Origin of the sequence: Stenotrophomonas sp. CFBP 13725 (assembly GCF_014841935.1) — a bacterium.
GTDB lineage: Bacteria > Pseudomonadota > Gammaproteobacteria > Xanthomonadales > Xanthomonadaceae > Stenotrophomonas.
In genome coordinates this window covers 659,386-679,841 of record NZ_JACYUV010000001.1, presented here as the reverse complement: position 1 = coordinate 679,841, position 20,456 = coordinate 659,386, and the positions used below count along the sequence as shown (strand labels likewise).

The following is a 20,456-nucleotide window of genomic DNA, read 5'->3' as shown; positions in this document are numbered from 1 at the left end:
AGAATTGTGGAAACGTTTTGCGGTCAAACGCCGCCGCGCTGTCACACGCTTTGCCGATCCTGTCGGCAGACCTTGCCGATCGCGACAGCCGTACGTCTGCGCATGGGCCAGGTGTCGGCAATCGCATGTAAACCGCACCCAACCCGCGGATTCATATTCCGTCCTGCAGCAAGGCCTTTTCGTGCAACAGGGCTACACTTTCATTTTCCCAACTGGGCAACACGACTCGCTCTGCCATGAAATCGCAAAAGTCTGCAGTCAAAACCGTGAAAACCAAGCCCGCTACGGCGGAAACCCAGCTTGTCCCGGCAACTGGTTTCTCGCTGGAACCGGTGTACACGGCCTTGCGCAAGCGATACCCCGCGGCGGGGCAGGCCGAGGCCGTGGCCTTCGCCGCCGATTTCTACAAGCGCATGGAGGCGGACGAGTTCCCGCACCACAGCGCCGAAGAATGGGCTGCGCTGGCCGCCGATACGCTGGAATTCGCCCGCAACCGCAAGGTCGGCAAGGCCAATGTGCGCGTGTTCAATCCGACGGCCAAGGCCAACGGGTGGGAATCGCCGCATACGGTGCTGCAGATCGTCAATGACGACATGCCGTTCCTGGTCGACACCGTGACCATGGCGCTGGCCGAACAGGGCATCGGCGTGCACGTGCTGGGTCACCCGGTGATCCGCTTCGGGCGCGACAAGGCCGGCAAGCTGTCCACGGTCGGGGAGGGTGACGTCGAGTCGGTGATGTTGCTGGAGATGGACCGTCAGTCGCCCGAGGCGATGGCCGACATCGAGCAGAGCATTGGCAAGTCGCTGGAAGAAGTGCGCTCGATCGTGCGCGATTGGCAGCCGATGCGTGACAAGGCGCTGGCCGTGGCCGAAGACCTGGGCAGCCGCCAGCTGCCGGTCGACGATGCGTCGCGTCGCGAGGCGCAGGAGTTCCTGCGCTGGGCGGCCGACAACCACTTCACGTTCTTCGGCTACCGCGAGTACCGCGTGCAGAAGGAAGGCAAGGAAGACGTGCTGGCGCCGCTCAACGACACCGGCCTGGGCCTGATGCGCGGCCGTGACAAGTCTGCCGCACGTCCGGTCAAGACGCTGGCCGCCCAAGGTCTGAACACCACCACCGGGCTGAAGGATGCGTTGATCCTGACCAAGACCAATGCCCGCTCGCGCGTGCATCGTGCAGGTTACATGGATTACATCGGCGTGCTCGAGTTCGACGCCAAGGGCCGCATCATCGGCGAGCAGCGCTTCCTGGGTCTGTTCACCTCCAGTGCCTACAACCGCCGTCCGTGGGAAATCCCGCTCGTGCGCCAGCGCTACGAGCACGTGATGGAGCGTTCGGGTCTGTCGTTGTCCAGCCATAGCGGCAAGGCACTGCGCCACATCCTGGAAACCCTGCCGCGCGAAGAGCTGTTCCAGTCCAGCGAAGACGAACTGTTCCGCACCGCCATGGGCGTGCTGGGCCTGCAGGAGCGCGTGCGCAGCCGCCTGTTCCTGCGCCGTGACAAGTATTCCCGTTTCATCTCCGCGCTGGCGTTCCTGCCGCGCGAACGTTTCAACACAGACGTGCGCCTGCGGATCGAAGCCATGCTGCGCGACGCCCTGCAGGGTGAGCACGTGGACAGTTCGGTCGTGCTCGGCGATTCGCCGCTGGCCCAGGTGCACCTGATCGTGCGGCCGAAGGCCGGCCCGGTGGTCGATGTGGACACCAACGCGCTGGAACAGAACCTGGCCCACCTGCTGCGCAACTGGCAGGACGACCTGCGCGAAGCGCTGGTCACCCGTCACGGTGAGACCGAAGGCCTGCGTATCGCGGCCCGGATCGGCAAGGCATTGCCGGCCGGTTACATCGAAGACAACAGCACCGCCGTGGCCGCCAGCGATGTCAGCCAGCTTGACGCGCTGACCGGTCCGGACGATCTGCGCCTGAGCCTGCAGACGGTACCGCGCGAGAGCGGTGACGGCCTTCGCCTCAAGCTGTACCGCCAGCTGGACGACATCCCGTTGTCCGATGCGCTGCCGATGATGGAAAACATGGGCCTGCGGGTCATCTCCGAGCGCCCGTACCGGCTCTCCGTGGACGACGCGCCGGTGTACGTGCAGGACTTCGAAGTGGAGTCGGTGGCCGGTGCCATCGATGCCGCCAGTGTCGACGAAGCCTTCGGCCAGACCTTTGCCCGCGTGTGGCACGGTGACGCCGAGAACGACGGCTTCAACCGCCTGGTATTGGCCGCCGGCCTGCATTGGCGCCAGGTCGCCATGCTGCGTGGTTACTGCAAGTACCTGCTGCAGACCGGCGTGCCGTTCTCGCAAGCCTATGTGGAAGGCACGTTCACCCGCTATCCGCTGCTGGCACGCCTGTTGGTGGAGCTGTTCGAAGCGCGCTTCGATCCGGCGACCGGCAACGAGAGCAAGGACGACATCGCGGCCGGCCAGGCCACGCTGAAGGCGCATCTGGATGTGCTGGCTGCCGGTGACGACGCCACGCTGAAAGTGCTCAAGGGCGTGGTCGACGCTCGCAAGGGCGACCGCAACGGGCAGATGCAGGCCGCGCGCGATGCGCTGCTGAAGCTGATGGACCGTGTGTCCAGCCTGGATGAGGACCGCATCCTGCGCAGCTTCATGGGCGTGATCGATGCGACCCTGCGCACCAGCTACTACCAGAGCGATGCCAACGGCCAGCCCGGCCATTGCATCAGCTTCAAGTTCGACGCCGCGCTGGTGCCGGACCTGCCCAAGCCGCGCCCGTACCGCGAAATCTTCGTCTACGGTCCGCGCGTGGAAGGCGTGCACCTGCGCTTCGGCGCGGTGGCCCGCGGCGGCCTGCGCTGGTCGGATCGTCGCGAAGACTTCCGTACCGAGGTGCTGGGCCTGGTCAAGGCACAGATGGTCAAGAACACCGTGATCGTGCCGGTCGGCGCGAAGGGCGGCTTCTTCGCCAAGGTGCCGCCGGCCAGCGGTGACCGCGATGCGGTGTTCGCCAATGGCGTGGCCTGCTACAAGCTGTTCATCCAGGGCCTGCTGGACATCACCGACAACATCGTCAACAACAAGATCGTGCCGCCCATCGATGTGGTGCGTCACGACATGGACGACCCGTACCTGGTGGTGGCCGCCGACAAGGGCACCGCGACGTTCTCCGACATCGCCAACGGCCTGGCCATCGCGCACGGCTTCTGGATGGGCGATGCGTTCGCCTCCGGCGGCTCGGTCGGTTACGACCACAAGGGCATGGGCATCACCGCACGCGGTGCGTGGGAGTCGGTCAAACGCCACTTCCGTGCACTGGGCCGTGACAGCCAGAGCCAGGACTTCACCACGGTCGGGGTCGGCGACATGTCCGGCGACGTGTTCGGCAACGGCATGCTGTTGTCGCGCCACATACGCCTGCTGGCCGCGTTCGATCACCGCCACATCTTCCTTGACCCGAATCCGGATGCCGCCACCACGTTCGTGGAGCGCGAGCGTCTGTTCACCGTGCCGCGCTCCAGCTGGGCCGACTACGACGCCACGCTGATCAGCAAGGGCGGTGGCATCTTCCCGCGTTCCCTGAAGTCCATCGAGATCACCCCGCAGGTGCGCGAAGCGCTGGGCCTGGAGGACGGCGTCAAGGCGATGTCGCCCAACGACCTGATGAGCGCCATCCTGAAGGCGCCGGTCGACCTGCTGTGGAACGGCGGCATCGGCACCTACGTCAAGGCAGCCAGCGAGCAGCACAGCGATGTCGGCGACCGTGCCAACAATGCGCTGCGCGTCAACGGCGGCGAGCTGCGTTGCAAGGTGGTAGGCGAGGGCGGCAACCTGGGCATGACCCAGCTGGGCCGCATCGAGGCGGCACAGGCCGGCGTCCTGCTCAACACCGATTTCATCGACAACTCTGCCGGCGTGGACACCTCCGATCACGAGGTGAACATCAAGATCCTGCTCAACGACGTGGTGCGTGCGAAGAAGCTCACCGTCGAGCAGCGCAACAAGCTGCTGGCGTCGATGACCGATGAGGTCGCCGCGCTGGTGTTGAACGACAACTATCGCCAGAACCAGGCCCTGAGCCTGATGGAGCGGATGGCGGTCAAGCGCCTGGGTTCCAAGCAGCACTTCATCCGCACCCTGGAACAGCAGGGTCTGCTGGATCGCCAGATCGAGTTCCTGCCGTCCGATGCCGAGCTGTCCCAGCGCAAGGCGCGCGGCCAGGGCTTGACCCGTCCGGAGCTGTCGGTGCTGCTGTCCTACTCCAAGCTGGTGGCCTTCCAGCAGCTGCTGGAATCGGACATCCCGGAAGACCCGTACCTGTCCAAGGAGCTGCAGCGCTACTTCCCGCAGCCGCTGCAGAAGAAGTACGCCGATGCGATGGAACGCCACCGCCTGAAGCGCGAAATCATCGCCACGGCGGTGACCAACCAGACCATCAACCGGATGGGCGCCACGTTCCTGATGCGCATGCAGGAAGATACCGGCCGCTCCATCGCCGAGGTCGCCAAGGCATACACCATCAGCCGCGAAACACTGGATGCCCGCGCGCTGTGGGCGCAGATCGATGCGCTGGACGGCACCCTGCCCGAAGCCGTGCAGATCGACGCGCTGGAAGTCATCTGGAAGCTGCAGCGCGCCTTCGTGCGCTGGCTGCTGTCGCGCCCGGGCCCGATGCCGGGCATCACCGAAGCGGTCAACCGGTACCAGGCGCCGTTCAACGACATCCGCGTCGCGTCCGGCGTGCTGCCCGATTCCCAGCGCCCGACCTACGAGGCCCTGGTACAGCAGTGGAACGAGAAGGGGCTGCCTGCCGCGCTGTCGCAGCAGCTGGCCGAGCTGCACTTCCTGGAACCGGCGTTCGACATCATCGAGCTGGCCCGCACGCGCAAGCTGAAGCCGGTGGATGTATCGAAGATCCACTTCCGCCTGGGCGAAGCGCTCAGCCTGCCGTGGCTGTTCGAGCAGATCGACGCGCTGGAGGTCAACGGTCGTTGGCATGCGGTTGCACGCGGCGTATTGCGTGACGAACTGGCAGCGCATCACCGCAATCTGTCCGGCCAGGTGATCGGCACCAAGGGCAGCGGCGCGGAGGCCAAGGTGGCCGCCTGGATGGGCCGTGACGACAGCAGCCTGCGCTTCACCCTGGCCATGCTCAGCGAACTGGCCGAGCAGAAGACGCTCGATTATCCGACCGTGTCGGTTGCGGTACAGCGGTTGGGTCAGCTGGCGTCGCACGGTTCGTAAGCGCATCCGCACTGATGCCCCACGGTCTGCATTGCACACCGTGGGGCACGTGCAGAGCGTGCTTCCAGACTCCCGCGCCTCTTTGGCGCGCCCCCCTGACTGAGGGGGCTCTGGTCCGGATACCGTCCGGGCCGGCGGCACGTGGCGCGGTTTCCGCGCCACGTCCGGTTATGCTCTACCGGTACCCGCGCATCACCGGACAGCCTGCATGAGCGATTCTCCCCGCATTGCGTTTCTTGCCAGCAGTACCGAGCCGGCACGGCTTGCCTTGGCCGCGATGGTGGCACGGCATGGTGCCCATGCCCCCGAGGACGCGGACGTGCTGTGCCCGCTGGGCGGCGATGGCTTCATGCTGCAGACCCTGCACCGCTTCGGTCATCTCGGCCGTCCCGTGTTCGGGATGAAGCTGGGGACGGTCGGTTTTCTGATGAACCAGTACCGCGACGATGACGATGTCGCCCGGCGCATCGCAGAGGCCGAGCCGGCGCACCTGCGTCCGCTGCAGATGATGGCCCTGACCGAATCGGGTTCAACCACCGGGTCGCTGGCCTACAACGATGTGTCCCTGCTCCGGCAGACCCGTCAGGCCGCCCATATCGGCGTGGATCTGAACGGCCAGGAACGCGTCGCCGAACTCATCGGCGACGGCGTGCTGGTGGCAACGCCGGCGGGCAGCACCGCGTACAACTACTCCGCGCACGGTCCCGTGTTGCCCTTGGGCTCAGCGACCATCGCCCTGACCCCGCTCGCCCCGTACCGTCCACGACGCTGGCGCGGCGCCATCCTCAAGGCGGATACCGAAGTGCGCTTCCGCGTACTGGACCCGTACAAGCGACCGGTCAGCGTCACGGCCGATTCGCATGAGACCCGGGACGTGGTCGAAGTCACCATCCGGGAATGCCGCGATCGCCAGGTCACGCTGCTGTTTGACCCGGAGCACAACCTGGAAGACCGGATTCTGTCAGAACAGTTCGTGTTCTGAGCGACAATAGGCGGCCGGCAACCGCCGGCTGCAGCAAGGAACCGAGCCGATGGGCGACAACACCCCCCGATTGTTGACGGTCGCGGTGACAGCACGCGCGCTCTTCGACCTGGAAGAGAGCCACGCACTGTTCGAGAGTGACGGTGTGGATGCCTACGCGCAGTACCAGCGCGAGCACGAAGACGATGTGCTGGGTCCCGGCGTTGCCTTCCCGGTGGTGCGCAAGCTGCTGGCCCTCAACCAGGGGGCAGGCCCGGAAAACCCGCGGGTGGAGGTCATCCTGCTGTCGCGCAATTCGGCCGATACCGGCCTGCGTATCTTCAACTCCATCCAGCATTACGGCCTGGACATCATCCGCGCCACGTTCACCGCCGGTGAACCCACCTGGCCCTACGTGAAGCCGTTTGGCACCGATCTGTTCCTGTCGGCCAACCCGGAGTCGGTGCGCAGCGCACTGCTGCACGGAATTGCCGCGGCCACCATCCTGCCGAAGCCGCCGGGCGAAACGGCCGCTGCGGCGGCCGACCAGTTCGTGGACATGCGTCGACCGGCGGGACAGTTGCGCATCGCCTTTGACGGCGACGCGGTGATCTTCGGCGATGAAAGTGAGCGTATTTCGCGCGAGCAGGGCGTGGAAGCGTTCGGCCGGCATGAGCGCGAGCGCGCACGCGAAGCATTGAGCGGCGGCCCGTTCCGTAACTTCCTGTCTGCGTTGCACACGTTGCAGGAGGTCTTCCCGTCCGGCGAAGACGCACCGATCCGTACCGCACTGGTGACGGCCCGTTCGGCACCGGCACACGAGCGGGTCATCCGCACGCTGCGGGAGTGGGGGGTGCGGCTGGACGAGGCGCTGTTCCTCGGCGGACGGCACAAGGGCCCGTTCCTGCAGGCCTTCGGCGCGGATATCTTCTTCGACGACTCCCAGCACAATATCGACAGCGCCCGCGAGCACGTCGCCGCAGGCCACGTACCGCACGGCGTCGCCAACGAACGCTGACCTGCCGTCGCAACACACCCCGGGCGGCCTGCGTCCGGGATCGCGACGTCGCAGCACGCCCCGGTAGCGCCGACCCATGGTCGGCGAGCGCCCCGCGCGGCCTGTGTCCGGGATCGCGATGCCGGGACGCGGAGCCGCCGAGCGTGGCTCGGCGCTACAGAACACCTCCCAGGTAGCGCCGACCCATGGTCGGCGAGCGCCCCGCGCGGCCTGCGTCCGGGGTTCGCGATGCCGGAACGAAGGGCCGCCGAGCGTGGCTCGGCGCTACAGAACACCTCCCCGGTAGCGCCGACCCATGGTCGGCGAGCGCCCCGCGCGGCCTGTGTCCGGGATCGCGATGCCGGAACGGAGAGCCGCCGAGCGTGGCTCGGCGCTACAAAACACCTCCCCGGTAGCGCCGACCCATGGTCGGCGAGCGCCCCGCGCGGCCTGTGTCCGGGATCGCGATGCCGGAACGGAGAGCCGCCGAGCGTGGCTCGGCGCTACAAAACACCTCCCCGGTAGCGCCGACCCATGGTCGGCGAGCGCCCCGCGCGGCCTGTGTCCGGGATCGCGATGCCGGAACGGAGAGCCGCCGAGCGTGGCTCGGCGCTACAAAACACCTCCCCGGTAGCGCCGACCCATGGTCGGCGAGCGCCCCGCGCGGCCTGTGTCCGGGATCGCGATGCCGGAACGGAGAGCCGCCGAGCGTGGCTCGGCGCTACAAAACACCTCCCCGGTAGCGCCGACCCATGGTCGGCGAGCGCCCCGCGCGGCCTGTGTCCGGGATCGCGATGCCGGAACGGAGAGCCGCCGAGCGTGGCTCGGCGCTACAAAACACCTCCCCGGTAGCGCCGACCCATGGTCGGCGAGCGCCCCGCGCGGCCTGTGTCCGGGATCGCGATGCCGGAACGGAGAGCCGCCGAGCGTGGCTCGGCGCTACAAAACACCTCCCCGGTAGCGCCGACCCATGGTCGGCGAGCGCCCCGCGCGGCCTGTGTCCGGGATCGCGATGCCGGAACGGAGAGCCGCCGAGCGTGGCTCGGCGCTACAAAACACCTCCCCGGTAGCGCCGACCCATGGTCGGCGAGCGCCCCGCGCGGCCTGTGTCCGGGATCGCGATGCCGGAACGGAGAGCCGCCGAGCACGGCTCGGCGCTACGGGTGGGGTGCCGGTATCGCGTTGCGCAGGTCGACCACCCGCCAGCGCAGTCCCTGCGGTTCCAGCACCACCTGCAACGGCGGCTCGGCGGGACCCCGATCTACATCCACCACGAACCGATCCAGCCGCTCGAACCGATGCCGGGCTTCCTTCAGCGGTTGCGCCGGCTCGGTGGCACCGTACGCATCGCCCCCCTGCAACTCGTTGCGACCCCGCTTGTACAGCACGTGTCCCTGCAGCAGGGCGCCGATACCCATCGGGGTGATCATCGTATCGACCGCGGCACCGCCCAGCTGTCCACCCAGCCCGTAGAGCAGCGCACCGAACGGGCTTTCGGCCACGCCGGGTCCCGCCTGGCGGACCAGGTAGTCGCTGATCTGTGCGCGCAGGCTGACGCGAACCCGCGGGAAATCGACGTAACGTTCCAGGCGGGAGGTATCACGCTGCTCGATGGCAGTGGCCAAGCCATGGACGGTCAGATACGGGCCACTGAACCACCAGCCCGCAAGCGCCAGCACCAGCAACACGACAACGGTAATGAGTTTCTTCATCGGACAGGCAGCGCAGAGGAGGACACACAGCGTGCCGCATCGCCAAGGCGGCCGGGTTAAGCCTCAGTGACTGGGTGAGCCACTGCCGTCGCCGAAGGCCTCGACCAGCGCCGCCAGGTCGGCCTCCGTCAGCCGGTCCGGATCGGTCTGCAGTACCTGTTCCAGGCTCGCCACCCGGGTCGTACCGAGGATGCCAGCCGCCACCCCGGGATGCCGCAGCACGTAAGCAAACGCGGTCTGCGCCGGGCGCTGCGAGCGGATCGCCGCCACTGCCTGCTGCATCGCGCGGGCGCTGTGCATCACGCGCCGGCTGCTCGGTTTCAGCCACGCGCGGGCGAGATACCAGGCATCGGCGAGGCGCGGCACACGGGCGCGCGCAGGCAGCAGGTGCCCCTGCGCCAGCACCGTACCGGCCAGTACGCCGATGCCCGCGTCGTGCAGCCGGCTGATGTGCGTGCCGCGATCCTGCTGCAGTGCGTTGTAGTCCAACAGGACCACATCGAAGGCCGCCGGATGCGCCAGCATCCAGTCGAACGTCACCGCCGAATGGGTGTTGATGCCCGTGCTGCGGATAAGCCCGCGCTGTCGCAGCTGCTGCAGGGCGTGCAGTAGGTCATCGGTGATTTCGTGGCCACCGATGCCGTGCAACTGATACACGTCAAGGTAGTCCAGCCCCAGATTGCGCAAGGACGCCTCGCAGCTGGCGACGATCGCCGCCGGCGAAAAGTCGCGTTGCTCCGCTCCGCTGATTCCCGCTTGGCCGGTCAACGTGCCGCCCTTGCTCGAGATCACCAGCGAATCGCGTGGAAAACGTGACAGCAGCGGGCGCAGGATGCGACCTAGCCGAGGTTCCGCGTTGAACCCCGAGTAGTTGTGGCCCGTATCCAGCAGATTGAGTCCGCGTTCCAGCGCATGGGCGACCACGCGCGCGGCTTCGGCTTCATCGAAGCGCCGGTGCCCCCAGAATCCAGAGCAGCCCAGGCCGACGGGCGAAACCTGCAGGCCGGTGCGTCCGAGCGTTCGCCGTTGCTGAGCGAGCGGAGTGGTGCTCACGGGACTCAGAATTCCAGGTCCAGCGCAGCGCACAGGTAGTCCACGAACGGTCCCAGCGCGGCCAGGTCCTTGCCCAAGGTGGAGAGCAGACGCGGCCCCGTCATCATGGTGTCGTCGAGCGGACGCCACATGACCCAATTACGGTGCTTCAGGTCTTCGATGAACTCGAAATCCGCCGGGAATCCGCGCGGCGGCCGGACCAGTTTTTCCGTCTGCTCCAGCTCGAACCGTCGACGCAGTGCAGGGGCATGCGCGGCCTGTTTCCAGCTGCCCGGGTTGTCCAGGATGAAATGACGGATGCGCCGCTGGGTGTCCGGCTCCGGGTGCCACAGTCCTGCGCCGACGAAGCTCCCGCCGGGCTGCAGGTGGATGTAGAAAGACGGGGCGGCGACTTCACGGCGCCGCTCATGGAACAGGCGGGCGCCCTGCCAGTTCTTGTACGGTGATTTGTCGTTGGAAAAACGCGCATCGCGGTAGATGCGGAACAACGATCCGCCCATCGTGCGCGTATCGGCACGGAACTTCGGGCTGACCTCGGCCAGTGCGGGCTGCAGGTCGCCGATCAGGCGCAGGAACGGCTGGCGCACGTGATCTTCGTACTGCTGCTTGTGCTCGTTGAACCACGGCTTTTCGTTATGCAGGGCCAGGTTGCGCAGGAAGGCGAAGCTGGCATCGGAAAAATAGGCACTCACAGGCTGTCCTCAAGCTGCTTGCCCCAATCGCGCAGTGCCTGCAGCAGCGTGTTGCGGCGCAGGTCGTCGGCCGACTCGGCGGCAAGGGTATCGATCTGTTCGCGGTACTCGGCGAGATTCACCTCACCCAGACGGTCGTCGCCCCGCAGTCGCTGCTGCCGGTACGCCTGCCAGCGCGCCTGCGCGGCCGGGTCCAGGCTGCCGGGATGGTTGCGTGCCCGGTAGCGCAGCAGCAACTCGGGCAGACGCGGGTCGTTGAACTCGCCCTCCAGCGCAGCCAATCCGTCCGCCGCTGTAGTGCGTACGCGTGCCAGCAGCGGTTTGTCACCGGCACCGAGGAAGCCATCGTAGATCGAGGCATCCACATCGGAGGGGCCACCTTCGCGCGGGCGGGAAAAGACCAGGCGCGCCTTTTCGGCCAGCATCGGGGCGTGCGGACGCAGCCGCTCCACCTTGGCCTGGATGGCGTCGACGTCCAGCCCCAGCCGCGCGTGGTCGTCCGCACGCAGATGGTTCCAGGCGACCAGCGCCGGTACCTTGTTGGTGTGCACTTCTTTCAATGGCACGCGCGCCATGCCCTCGGGCATCTCACTGGAGCGCAGGTACAGCCGCTCGGCGATGGTCTCGGCCGGCAGTTCCAGCAGCGCATCGATATCGCCCTCCAGATCGAACACGATGTACCGGTTGTTGATCTGCGGGTGCACGGCCAGCCGCAACACCGGGGCCGCGCACAGGCGCGTGGCGGGGTACCGCATGGAGATGTGCAGCAGCGGTTGCAGTGCGGTCACATCCAGCAGGCTGGAAACAAAGCGCTTGTCACGCAGACGCAGCGCGTACTCCCACAGGCGCGGCTGCGCCTTGCGGAACAGGCGTGCCATGCCGATCGTCGCGCGCACATCCGACAGGGCCTCATGGGCGTCGCCATCGCGCACCCCGTTGGCCTCGGCCAGATGTTCCAGCTTGAAGGACGTGGCGCCGTCCTCGCGTTTGGGCCAGACGATGCCCTCCGGGCGCAGTGCATGCATCAACCGCAGCATGTCCAGCAGGTCCCAGCGCGAGTTGCCGTTGCGCCATTCGCGCTCATACGGGTCGAAGAAGTTGCGGAACAGACCATGACGGATGAACTCGTCGTCGAAGCGCAGCGTGTTGTAGCCCAGAGAGCAGGTGCCCGGACGGCTCATCAGGTCGTTGATGCGCGCCAGCGCGTCGGCCTCGCTGATGCCCTCGGCCAGCGCATGCTGCGGGGTGATGCCGGTCACCAGCGTGGCGTACGGCGAGGGCAGCAGGTCATCGGCGGGACGCACGTAAAAGCTGACCGGCGTGTCGATCTCGTTGAGCTCGGCATTGGTGCGGATGGCAGCGAACTGGGCGATGCGGGTGCGGCGTGGATCCTGGCCGAACGTTTCCAGGTCATAGAACAGGAAGCTGTCAGCCATCAGTGCGCGCCCTCCAGCACCGGCAACTTGGCGTGCACTTCGGATTCGAGGGCGGACCAGTCGATCTGCAGCAGCGAATCGAGGCCGTGGGTGGCGTTGCGCAGGATGCGGCGCTGGATCCGGGTGCGCTCCAGCGCGACCGCGTAGGGCGTGTGCAGGAAGGTAACCATGGTGTAGTGTGGCACGAAGCGGGTAGGCCAGCGCTGCTGCAGCGCAAGCTCCAGTTCACGCTGCAGCAGGAACGTCGGCTCGGCGACCTGGTCGCGCATTTCCACGTAGTTTTCCAGCGCCATCTGCTGGATCGCCCACGCATTCGGCGAGCGCTCCACTTCGAATGCGGCGTACGCGGTGCGCAGGTCCGTGGCCACATCCAGGTGCCGCGCCAGTGCCACGCAGTCTTCAAAGGCGCAGTTCATGCCTTGGCCGTGGAACGGCACCATCGCGTGTGCGGCATCACCGATCAGCACGGCCTTGTCGTCACTGTGCCAGCGCTCCAGATACAGCGTGCCGAGCAGCCCGGGCGGATGTGCATCCCAGTCCGCGCGCAGGTCGGGTATCAGGGGCAGTGCATCCGGGAATTCCCGCGCGAACAGCGCATGCGCCTGTTCACTGTTCACCACGGTGTTGAACCCCGGATTGCCCTTGTTGGGCAGGAAGACGGTGACCGTGAACGTTCCTTCGTGGTTGGGCAGGGCGATGCACATGAAGCGACCGCGCGGCCAGATGTGCAGCGCATTCGGATCGATCTGGAACGCACCATCGGGGCCGGGCGGAATCTCCAGCTCCTTGTACGAGTGGTCCAGGAATTCGGTCCGCTCACCCAGTGGCTGGCGGCGGTTCATTGCCCCACGCAGTGCCGAGCCGGCACCGTCGGCACCGATCAGGCTGTCGAAGCGGATGTCGTGCGGCGTATCGTCACGGTCATCGATGAACCGCGCCTGCTGCGCATCGAAGTCGACAGTGTGCAGGCGGCGGTGGAAATGCACCGTCGCACCCGCCGCCTCGGCAAGCTCCAGCAGGGTGATGTTGAGATCGCGGCGGTGGATCGACCAGATCACTTCGCTGTCGTCGCGGCCGTAGCGCTGCAACTGCGGCGCGTCGCCGTCGCGCAGATGGACCATGCGGCCGCGCATCATCACCGCGCGCGCCATCACCGCTGCTTCCACGTGGGCGCCGGCCTGGCGCAGTGCATTGCGTCCACGCTCGGCCAGCGCCAGGTTGATCGAGCGCCCGCTTTCATAACCGCTCACGCGCGGATCGCCACGGCGTTCGTACACCGTGATGTTCCAGCCCTGCCGCGACAGCAGGATGGCCAGCAGCGAGCCGGCCAGGCCCGCGCCGACAAGGGTCAAAGATCGCGGGCGGGCAGGGGTCTTCAGAGAGGGCTGCACGGGCTCAGGCACCGGCCCACGCTTCCACTTCGTCGACGAAGTGGTGCACGTCCTGGTAGCGGTTGTAGAGCGGCGTGGGGGAGATGCGGATGACATCCGGCTCGCGCCAGTCGCCCAGCACGCCAACCGAGCGGAGATGCTCGAACAGGGCGCGGCCCCGCTCGCGGCCACCGATCACCCGCAGCGAGAGCTGGCAGCCGCGCCGCTCGATTTCGGCCGGGGTGATGCGCTCCAGCACGTGCGGCAGTCGTGCCTGCACCAGCGCGTCAAGCAGGCCGGTGAGCACCTCCGATTTCTTGCGCAGCGCGTCCATGCCGGCGCGTTCGAACAGATCCAGCGAGGCACGCAGCGGCGCGAGGCCGAGGATCGGCGGATTGCTCAACTGCCATCCCTCTGCACCGTCCGCCGGGGTGAACTGTGGGGCCATCTGGAAGCGGGTGGACTCTTCATGACCCCACCAGCCAGCGAAGCGGGGCAGGGTGCGGTCGCGGTGATGTCGTTCGTGGACGAACGCACCGGCCACGGCGCCGGGGCCGCTGTTGAGGTACTTGTAATGGCACCAGACGGCAAAGTCCGGTGCCACGTCGTGCAGGTTGAGTGGCAGATTGCCGACCGAGTGCGCCAGGTCGAAGCCGATGGCGGCACCCTGCGCCCGCGCCAGTGCGGTAATGGCCTGCAGGTCGAACGCTTGGCCCGTGCGGTACTGCACGCCGGGCCACAGCACCAGCGCCAGCCGCGCGCCATGCGTGGCGATGGCCTGCTCGATGGCGGCGAGCGAAATCGTGCCGGCCGTCTCGTCGGGCTGTACTTCCACCAGACAGTCGGCCGGGTCGAAGCCGTGGAAACGGATCTGTGCCTCCACCGCATGGCGGTCCGTCGGGAAGGCGCCTGCTTCCATCAGGATCACCGGGCGCTGCGCGGTGGGGCGGTAGAAGCTCACCATCATCAGATGCAGGTTGACGCTCAGCGTGTTCATCGCCACTACTTCGCTGGGCAATGCCCCCACCACCCGGGCCAACTGCTCGCTGACCAGCCGGTGGTAGCCCAGCCACTGGGTGGGGCCGGTGAAGTGGCCTTCCACGGCCAGGTCGCCCCATTGGCCCATCACTTCCTGCACCATCGCCTGCGCACCGCGCGGCTGCAGGCCCAGCGAGTTGCCGACAAAGTAGATCTGCTGGCCGCCATTGTGGCGTGGGATCAGGAATTCATCGCGCAAGGCGCGCAGCGGATCTGCGGCATCCAGGGCCAGGGCATGGGCGCGGGTAAGCAGTTCGGACATGAGGGCAGCGGCATAGATTGACGTGGCACGAAGTGTACCGCGCAGCGGACGGGCCGATCGTCGTCGACCCCGGTGGCGCCGATCCACGCTGGGTGGAATGGCCGAGCCGTGTGAAGCGCCGCCGAGCACGGCTCGGCGCTACCGGATCGTGGCGGTGGCCTTGGCGGGGGATGCAGGTAGCGCCGAGCCATGCTCGGCGGGACGTTCCAGACTGCAGCGATGCCCATGGCCGCGCTGCCGTGCGTATCCCAGTCTTGATGGCTTCGGAGACCGGATACGAAGATGGGCGACGACGTGTTCTTTGATGTCGATGGCACGCTCCACGGCGGCGATCTGTTCAAAGACTATCTACGGCACCTGGCCCGCACACGTCCGCTCAGGCTGGCGCTGACGTGGCCGCTGGTTGTCACCGCGCTTCTTTGCTACCTGCTGCGCCCGCATGGCCGGCGAAGCCTGGGCTTCCTGCTGTGGACGCTGACTCTGGGGCTGTCGGAGGCGGCACTGCAGCGCGGCACGCAGCGCTGTCTGAGTGCGTTCTGTATGAGGGGCGAACGTCATTCTGCAGTGTGGGCTGCACTTGAGCGGCACCTTGCCCGTGGTGACCGTGTGTGGCTCATATCGGGAAGCCCGGAATGCCTGCTCCGGGGGCTGTATCCGCGATTTGATGAAGATCCACGGGTGAGGGTCATCGGCTCGCGGATGGCGCCTTTCCTCGGCGGGCAGGTGCTCGCGATGCGTTGCATTTCGCTGGAAAAGGCGCGGCAACTGGACCTGCGCGCGCAACGGGAAGTGACCTTCCGCGCAGGCTATTCGGACAGCGCGCAGGATATGCCGCTCCTCAGTCGGTGTCGGCGGGCGTACAAGGTGGAGCGTGCGGGCCGCATCACGCGGTGGCACTGACCGGGTCCGCGCGCAGAGCCGCCGAGCACGGCTCGGCGCTACCAGGCAGGTCGGCAATCGTGACCGCAGCGCCAGGTCGCCGATCATGGCGAACGCAGGGTGCAGGGTAGCGCCGAGCCATGCTCGGCGGAATGTCCATCCCGCGCGCAGAGCCGCCGAGCACGGCTCGGCGCTACCAGACAGGTCAGCCCGCAGGCAGCGGGTCGACGTGACCGCACTGCGCACACGTGCGCAGCGACAGATCGCCTTGGTAGCGGGCGAAGACTCTTGGCAGATCACTTTCGATGTTCTGCAGGTGGAACCACTCTTCATGCAGCAGGTGGTTGCAGCGCTCGCAATGCCACGCCACGCCGTCGCGCTCATGGGGAAGTCGCTTGCGCTCCACCACCAGCCCGACACCACCGGCGGGGCGACGCGGTGAGTGCGGTACGTTGCCGGGCAGCAGGAAAATTTCACCGGCGCGTATCGGAATGTCGCGGACCCCGCCGTCCTCCTGCACTTTCAGCACCATCTCGCCCTCGAGCTGGTAGAACCATTCCGGGCCGGCATCGATATGGAAGTCGGTGCGCGCGTTCGGACCGCCGACCACCATCACGATGAAGTCGCCGTCCTCGATCATCTTGTTGCCCACCGGCGGCTTCAGCAGGTGGCGATTCTCTTCTACCCAGGCCAGCAGGTTGATCGGCGACGCAAGCATGACGCTACTCCTGTGGAAAGCTCAGTCGCGCTTGCCGGTGCGCGGAACGAAGGACAGCGCCTTCTCATAAGCCGGCTGCAGTGCTTCGGCGCTGTCCACGTCGATGCCCATCTCGCGCACGCGGCCATCGCGCAGGCTGTAGACCCATCCGTGCACCGTCAGCTTCTGGCCGCGGGTCCATGCATCACGGACGATCGTCGACTGGCACGCGTTGGCCACCTGTTCGATGACGTTCAGTTCGCACAGCCGCGCATGACGCTGGTCCGGATCGTCGATCGCATCCAGGATCGCGGCGTGCTTCTGCGCCACATCGCCGACGTGGCGCAGCCAGTTGTCGGCCAGGCCCACGCGCACATTGTTGAGGCTGGCATGCACGCCGCCGCAGCCGTAATGGCCGACGATCAGGATGTGCTTCACCTTCAACTGGTCCACGGCGTACTGGATCACGCTCAGGCAGTTCAGGTCGGTGTGCGCCACGACGTTGGCCACGTTGCGGTGGACGAACACCTCGCCCGGCGCCATGCCGATGATCTGGTTCGCCGGCACGCGCGAATCGGAGCACCCGATCCACAGATACTCGGGACTCTGCTGGGTAGACAGGCGATGGAAGAATTCGGGGTCTTCCTTCTGCACCCGATCAGCCCATTCGCGGTTGTTCTGCAGCAGCTTGAAAACGTCTTTCATGAAAGTGTCCCTGCGGGAAAGGGGTTGGCTCAATCAGCCATACGCTATGGCGTGGCAAGGAAGCGGCGCATCCACTGCGCCAACTCGTGCGACGCGGGGGAGGGCAACGCCTCCAGCGCGCCCATGACGGCCTGCTGGTTGGCCACCGGATGGTTCTGGCTGAGCTTGAGTTTGAGTTGCACATCGTCCACCACGAAACGGAAGCCGATGATGCCGCGCAGTTGACTACGGTGGTCTTCGCGTTCGGGTTCGAACCGCCATGCCTGGCCCACGCCGGCTTCAAACAGATCGCCGGTAGCGGCAACCAGGTCGGCCAGCGCGTCGGTGTCGTCGAAGCGCTGCAGCTGGCCGCGCAGTTCGGCGGCGGCATAGTTCCAGGTCGGTACGCGGGCCATCTGTTCTTTGTCGGGATACCACGACGCCGAGATATAGCCATGCGGTCCGTCCACCAGCACCTTGGCGGCCCCGTCGCGACGCGACTGCGGGTTCGCCCTGGCCCAGTGGCCATGCAGTGTGATGTCACTGCCTTGGCGCTGGTACAGCACCGGCAGTCGGGTCAGCTCCGGCAGGCCATCGTCACCGGTGGTGAGCACGGTGATGAACGGATCGCGCGCGAACAACGCGTCCAGCCACTGCAGGTCGGTCTCGGCGAACGCGCGCGGGGTGAACACCGTGCTTAGACCGTGCGGCCCAGCGACTGCACCATCAGGCCGCGCAGGCCTTCGTCGCTGGACGCTTTCGGCGGCTGCACTTCATGCAACGAGAAACCGCGCACCAGCGCGTCTTCTTCATCCAGCCCTTCGAACTCGACGAAGTCGGCGTCGAACAGTTGCGCGCGCGCGGTGTCTTCGCCGTCATAACTCAGCGTGTTGCCATCACTGTCGAGCACCTCGGCGGTGCCGGCAGGCCGGATACGCAGGCGTGCCCAGATCAGCGTGTTGCCGAGGCTGGCCAGCCACCAGGTGTCCTGGGATGCGGTTTCTTCATTCATTTCGTGATTACCAGAGCGATGCCAGCCAGAGCAGGGCAGCCATGCCCAATCCTGCCAGCAGGGTCAGCAGCGACACCCAGGCCGGTGTCGCCAGCCCGGACAGCGAGCGGTCCGGCTGCGCGCGGTAGTCACGCCGCAGCAGCCAGGCCAACGCCTCGGGCTTGAGGAAGGCGCCGCTGCCGAAGCGCTGCGACAGCGCCGGATGGCGGTCGCGCAGGTGCACCAGGGTCAGCGGCCAGAAAATCACGAAGGCACTGAACCCGGCGATCGCCACGCCAAAAAAACACAGCGCGAAGAACAGGGTCATCGTTGCAGTACCTCCGTGAGTGCGGGATGGATCAGAAGTCGGCGCTGCCCGGTGCACGCGGATACGCAATCGCATCACGGATGTTGGACAAGCCGCACACGTAAACCACCAGGCGCTCGAAGCCGAGGCCGAATCCAGCATGCGGCACCGAACCGTAGCGGCGGAAGTCGCGGTACCAGCTGTAATGCTCGCGGTCCAGGCCGAACTGCGCCATGCGTGCATCCAGCACGTCCAGGCGCTCTTCGCGCTGGCTGCCACCGATGATCTCGCCGATGCCCGGCGCCAGTACGTCCATCGCGGCGACGGTCTTGCCATCGTCGTTCAGGCGCATGTAGAACGCCTTGATGTGCTCGGGGTAGTTGGTGACCACCACCGGACGCCCGATGTGTTCTTCGGTCAGCCAGCGCTCGTGCTCGGTCTGCAGGTCCAGGCCCCACTCGACCGGGAAGTCGAACTTCTTGCCCGAGTTCTGCAGCAGCTTCACCGCTTCGGTGTAGTCGATCTGCTCGAACGGGGCGTTGATGAAGTTTTCCAGCTTGCTGATCGCATTCTTGTCCACGCGCTCGGCAAGGAAGGCCAGATCATCACCGCGCTCGTCCAGCACCGCACGGAACAGGTATTTCAGGAACTCTTCGGCCAGGCGCGCATCTTCGGCCAGGTCCGCGAACGCGATTTCCGGCTCGATCATCCAGAACTCGGCCAGATGCCGCGTGGTGTTGCTGTTCTCGGCGCGGAAGGTCGGACCGAAGGTATACACCTTGCTCAGCGCCAGGCAGTACGCCTCGACATTCAGCTGGCCGGACACGGTCAGGAAGGTTTCCTTGCCGAAGAAGTCGCGGCTGAAATCCACTTCGCCGCGGTCGTTGCGCGGCAGGTTGATCATGTCCAGCGTGGAAACGCGGAACATCTGCCCTGCGCCTTCGGCATCGGAGGTGGTGATGATCGGCGTGCTGATCCAGTTGAACCCGTTCTGGTGGAAGAACCGGTGCACTGCCTGCGACAGGCAGTTGCGGATGCGGGTGACCGCACCGAACAGATTGGTGCGCGGGCGCAGGTGGGCGACTTCGCGCAGGAACTCCGGCGACATCGGCTTCGGCTGGATCGGGTAGGTAAGCGGGTCTTCGACCCAGCCGACCACTTCCACGTGGCTGCCCTGGATTTCGAACGACTGGCCCTTGCCCTGGGACTTCACCAATGTGCCCTTGGCGATGACCGAGCAGCCACTGGTCAGGCGCTTGATTTCATCGAAGTTGGCCAGTGATTCGGCCGCCACCACCTGGATGGGGGCAAAGCAGGAGCCGTCGGTGACATTGATGAAGGCCAGATTCGCTGAGCCACGGACCGTACGCACCCAGCCGCGCACCGTGACTTCGCCGCCTTCCGGGATCTTCCCCGCAAGCGCATGTTCAACGCTGACCACCGTCATGACTTGAATCCTCTGCTGATCGACTCGATCTGTGAATTCGAAGTTTACCGGTTGCAGCGTTCTGCTTGCGAGGCATTTCTGCCGGGCCGGTCCCCTTTATACTCGTCTGGTACCTTCGTGGAGCACCATCATGGCTGTCAGCCTGACCCCCATTGCCTTTGAGCGCGTCCAGCGCTTCGTTTCCCAGAGCCCGGGGGCGCTGGGCCTGCGCTTCGGCGTGACCCGTACCGGCTGCTCCGGCTGGGGCCATGTGACCGACCTGGCACGCGACGAGCGCGAGGGCGACAGCGTGTTCGAGCAGGAGGGCGTGCGCATCTACGTGGACGCACAGAGCCTGCCGCTGGTGGATGGCACGGTGATCGACTTCGGCAAACACGGCCTGAGCGAGACGTTCACGTTCAAGAATCCGAACGCGTCGGCCGAATGCGGCTGCGGCGAGAGCTTCACCACGGACGAAACCCACCGCTGAAGGGTGGTTGCCGGGCTGCGCCCGGCGCCCGCAGAGGCGGCGTCAACGGCAACGGCAACGTCCAGAGCCGTTTGGCTGAGGGCTGGCGGGGCGGGGTAGGTTGGCGGGGGACGGCAAAAGCCGCTCCTGCGTGCGTCGTTTCGCGCCATCCATGGCGGGGTCCACGTCATCGCATTCGCGCTGCCGCTCCCACGTTTTGCTTCGCAAACCGCGGGCCCCGCCTCACCAGCACCCACACCCCGCCGCTT

General features: G+C 66.3%; 17 protein-coding genes. 5 read left to right on the top strand and 12 right to left on the bottom strand.

Annotation, left to right across the window (positions count from 1 at the left end; translation table 11 throughout):
• The first annotated feature begins 236 nt into the window (after positions 1-236).
• The 3 genes from IFT65_RS03010 (at position 237) to IFT65_RS03000 (ending at position 7,192) form a co-directional block, all read left to right on the top strand.
• Entirely contained in the window at positions 237-5,213 is a 4,977-nt protein-coding gene (locus IFT65_RS03010) for an NAD-glutamate dehydrogenase domain-containing protein (RefSeq protein WP_192080023.1), read from the top strand.
• A 208-nt stretch (positions 5,214-5,421) separates the two neighbouring features.
• A complete protein-coding gene (locus tag IFT65_RS03005; protein ID WP_188326905.1) occupies positions 5,422-6,195 on the top strand; it encodes an NAD kinase in 774 nt (257 codons plus the stop codon).
• A gap of 49 nt (positions 6,196-6,244) precedes the next feature.
• Positions 6,245-7,192 (top strand): 5'-nucleotidase, encoded by a 948-nt coding sequence (locus IFT65_RS03000; protein WP_188326906.1) that lies wholly within the window; start codon positions 6,245-6,247, stop codon positions 7,190-7,192.
• Positions 7,193-8,328: 1,136 nt separating this feature from the next.
• On the opposite strand, the gene IFT65_RS02995 is transcribed toward IFT65_RS03000, so the two are convergent.
• From IFT65_RS02995 to kynU, 6 genes are all read right to left on the bottom strand, one after another.
• Positions 8,329-8,883 carry a DUF2939 domain-containing protein gene (locus IFT65_RS02995; protein ID WP_192080021.1) on the bottom strand — a complete coding sequence of 185 codons (555 nt, stop codon included), beginning with the start codon at positions 8,881-8,883 and terminating at the stop codon, positions 8,329-8,331.
• 63 nt (positions 8,884-8,946) lie between these two features.
• Positions 8,947-9,936: an aldo/keto reductase gene (locus tag IFT65_RS02990; protein ID WP_192080019.1), complete on the bottom strand. Its 990-nt coding sequence runs from the start codon at positions 9,934-9,936 to the stop codon at positions 8,947-8,949.
• A gap of 5 nt (positions 9,937-9,941) precedes the next feature.
• Positions 9,942-10,628, bottom strand: coding sequence for a TIGR02453 family protein (locus IFT65_RS02985; RefSeq protein WP_192080017.1), 687 nt, complete (start codon positions 10,626-10,628; stop codon positions 9,942-9,944).
• Positions 10,625-12,064, bottom strand: a complete 1,440-nt coding sequence (sbcB, locus tag IFT65_RS02980; protein ID WP_192080015.1) for an exodeoxyribonuclease I — start codon at positions 12,062-12,064, stop codon at positions 10,625-10,627. Before sbcB ends, IFT65_RS02985 begins: the two co-directional genes overlap by 4 nt.
• Entirely contained in the window at positions 12,064-13,443 is a 1,380-nt protein-coding gene (locus tag IFT65_RS02975; RefSeq protein WP_249405031.1) for an NAD(P)/FAD-dependent oxidoreductase, read from the bottom strand. The genes sbcB and IFT65_RS02975 overlap by 1 nt, the downstream gene beginning before the upstream one ends.
• A gap of 16 nt (positions 13,444-13,459) precedes the next feature.
• Positions 13,460-14,734 (bottom strand): kynureninase, encoded by a 1,275-nt coding sequence (gene kynU / locus IFT65_RS02970; RefSeq protein ID WP_192080011.1) that lies wholly within the window; start codon positions 14,732-14,734, stop codon positions 13,460-13,462.
• Positions 14,735-15,016: 282 nt separating this feature from the next.
• On the opposite strand from kynU, the gene IFT65_RS02965 reads away from it, so the two are divergent.
• A complete protein-coding gene (locus tag IFT65_RS02965) occupies positions 15,017-15,634 on the top strand; it encodes a haloacid dehalogenase-like hydrolase (RefSeq protein ID WP_192080009.1) in 618 nt (205 codons plus the stop codon).
• A gap of 184 nt (positions 15,635-15,818) precedes the next feature.
• On the opposite strand, the gene IFT65_RS02960 is transcribed toward IFT65_RS02965, so the two are convergent.
• From IFT65_RS02960 to asnS, 6 genes are read right to left on the bottom strand one after another with little or no spacing between them, the layout of a single operon-like run.
• Entirely contained in the window at positions 15,819-16,331 is a 513-nt protein-coding gene (locus tag IFT65_RS02960) for a 3-hydroxyanthranilate 3,4-dioxygenase (protein ID WP_192080007.1), read from the bottom strand.
• Between the two features lie 21 nt (positions 16,332-16,352).
• Positions 16,353-17,015: a carbonate dehydratase gene (can, locus tag IFT65_RS02955; RefSeq protein WP_188326915.1), complete on the bottom strand. Its 663-nt coding sequence runs from the start codon at positions 17,013-17,015 to the stop codon at positions 16,353-16,355.
• Positions 17,016-17,059: 44 nt separating this feature from the next.
• Positions 17,060-17,686 (bottom strand): FMN-binding negative transcriptional regulator, encoded by a 627-nt coding sequence (locus IFT65_RS02950; RefSeq protein ID WP_192080005.1) that lies wholly within the window; start codon positions 17,684-17,686, stop codon positions 17,060-17,062.
• A gap of 5 nt (positions 17,687-17,691) precedes the next feature.
• Positions 17,692-18,006 carry a hypothetical protein gene (locus IFT65_RS02945; RefSeq protein WP_188326917.1) on the bottom strand — a complete coding sequence of 105 codons (315 nt, stop codon included), beginning with the start codon at positions 18,004-18,006 and terminating at the stop codon, positions 17,692-17,694.
• Between the two features lie 7 nt (positions 18,007-18,013).
• The gene (locus tag IFT65_RS02940) at positions 18,014-18,313 is read right to left on the bottom strand and encodes a hypothetical protein (RefSeq protein WP_188326918.1); all 300 of its coding nucleotides are present in this window, start codon (positions 18,311-18,313) and stop codon (positions 18,014-18,016) included.
• Positions 18,314-18,344: 31 nt separating this feature from the next.
• Positions 18,345-19,739: an asparagine--tRNA ligase gene (gene asnS, locus IFT65_RS02935; protein WP_192080003.1), complete on the bottom strand. Its 1,395-nt coding sequence runs from the start codon at positions 19,737-19,739 to the stop codon at positions 18,345-18,347.
• 130 nt (positions 19,740-19,869) lie between these two features.
• Between asnS and IFT65_RS02930 the strand changes: the two genes are divergently transcribed.
• On the top strand, positions 19,870-20,208 hold the full coding sequence (locus IFT65_RS02930; protein WP_192080001.1) for an iron-sulfur cluster assembly accessory protein: 339 nt from the start codon (positions 19,870-19,872) through the stop codon (positions 20,206-20,208).
• The last annotated feature ends 248 nt before the right edge of the window (positions 20,209-20,456 follow it).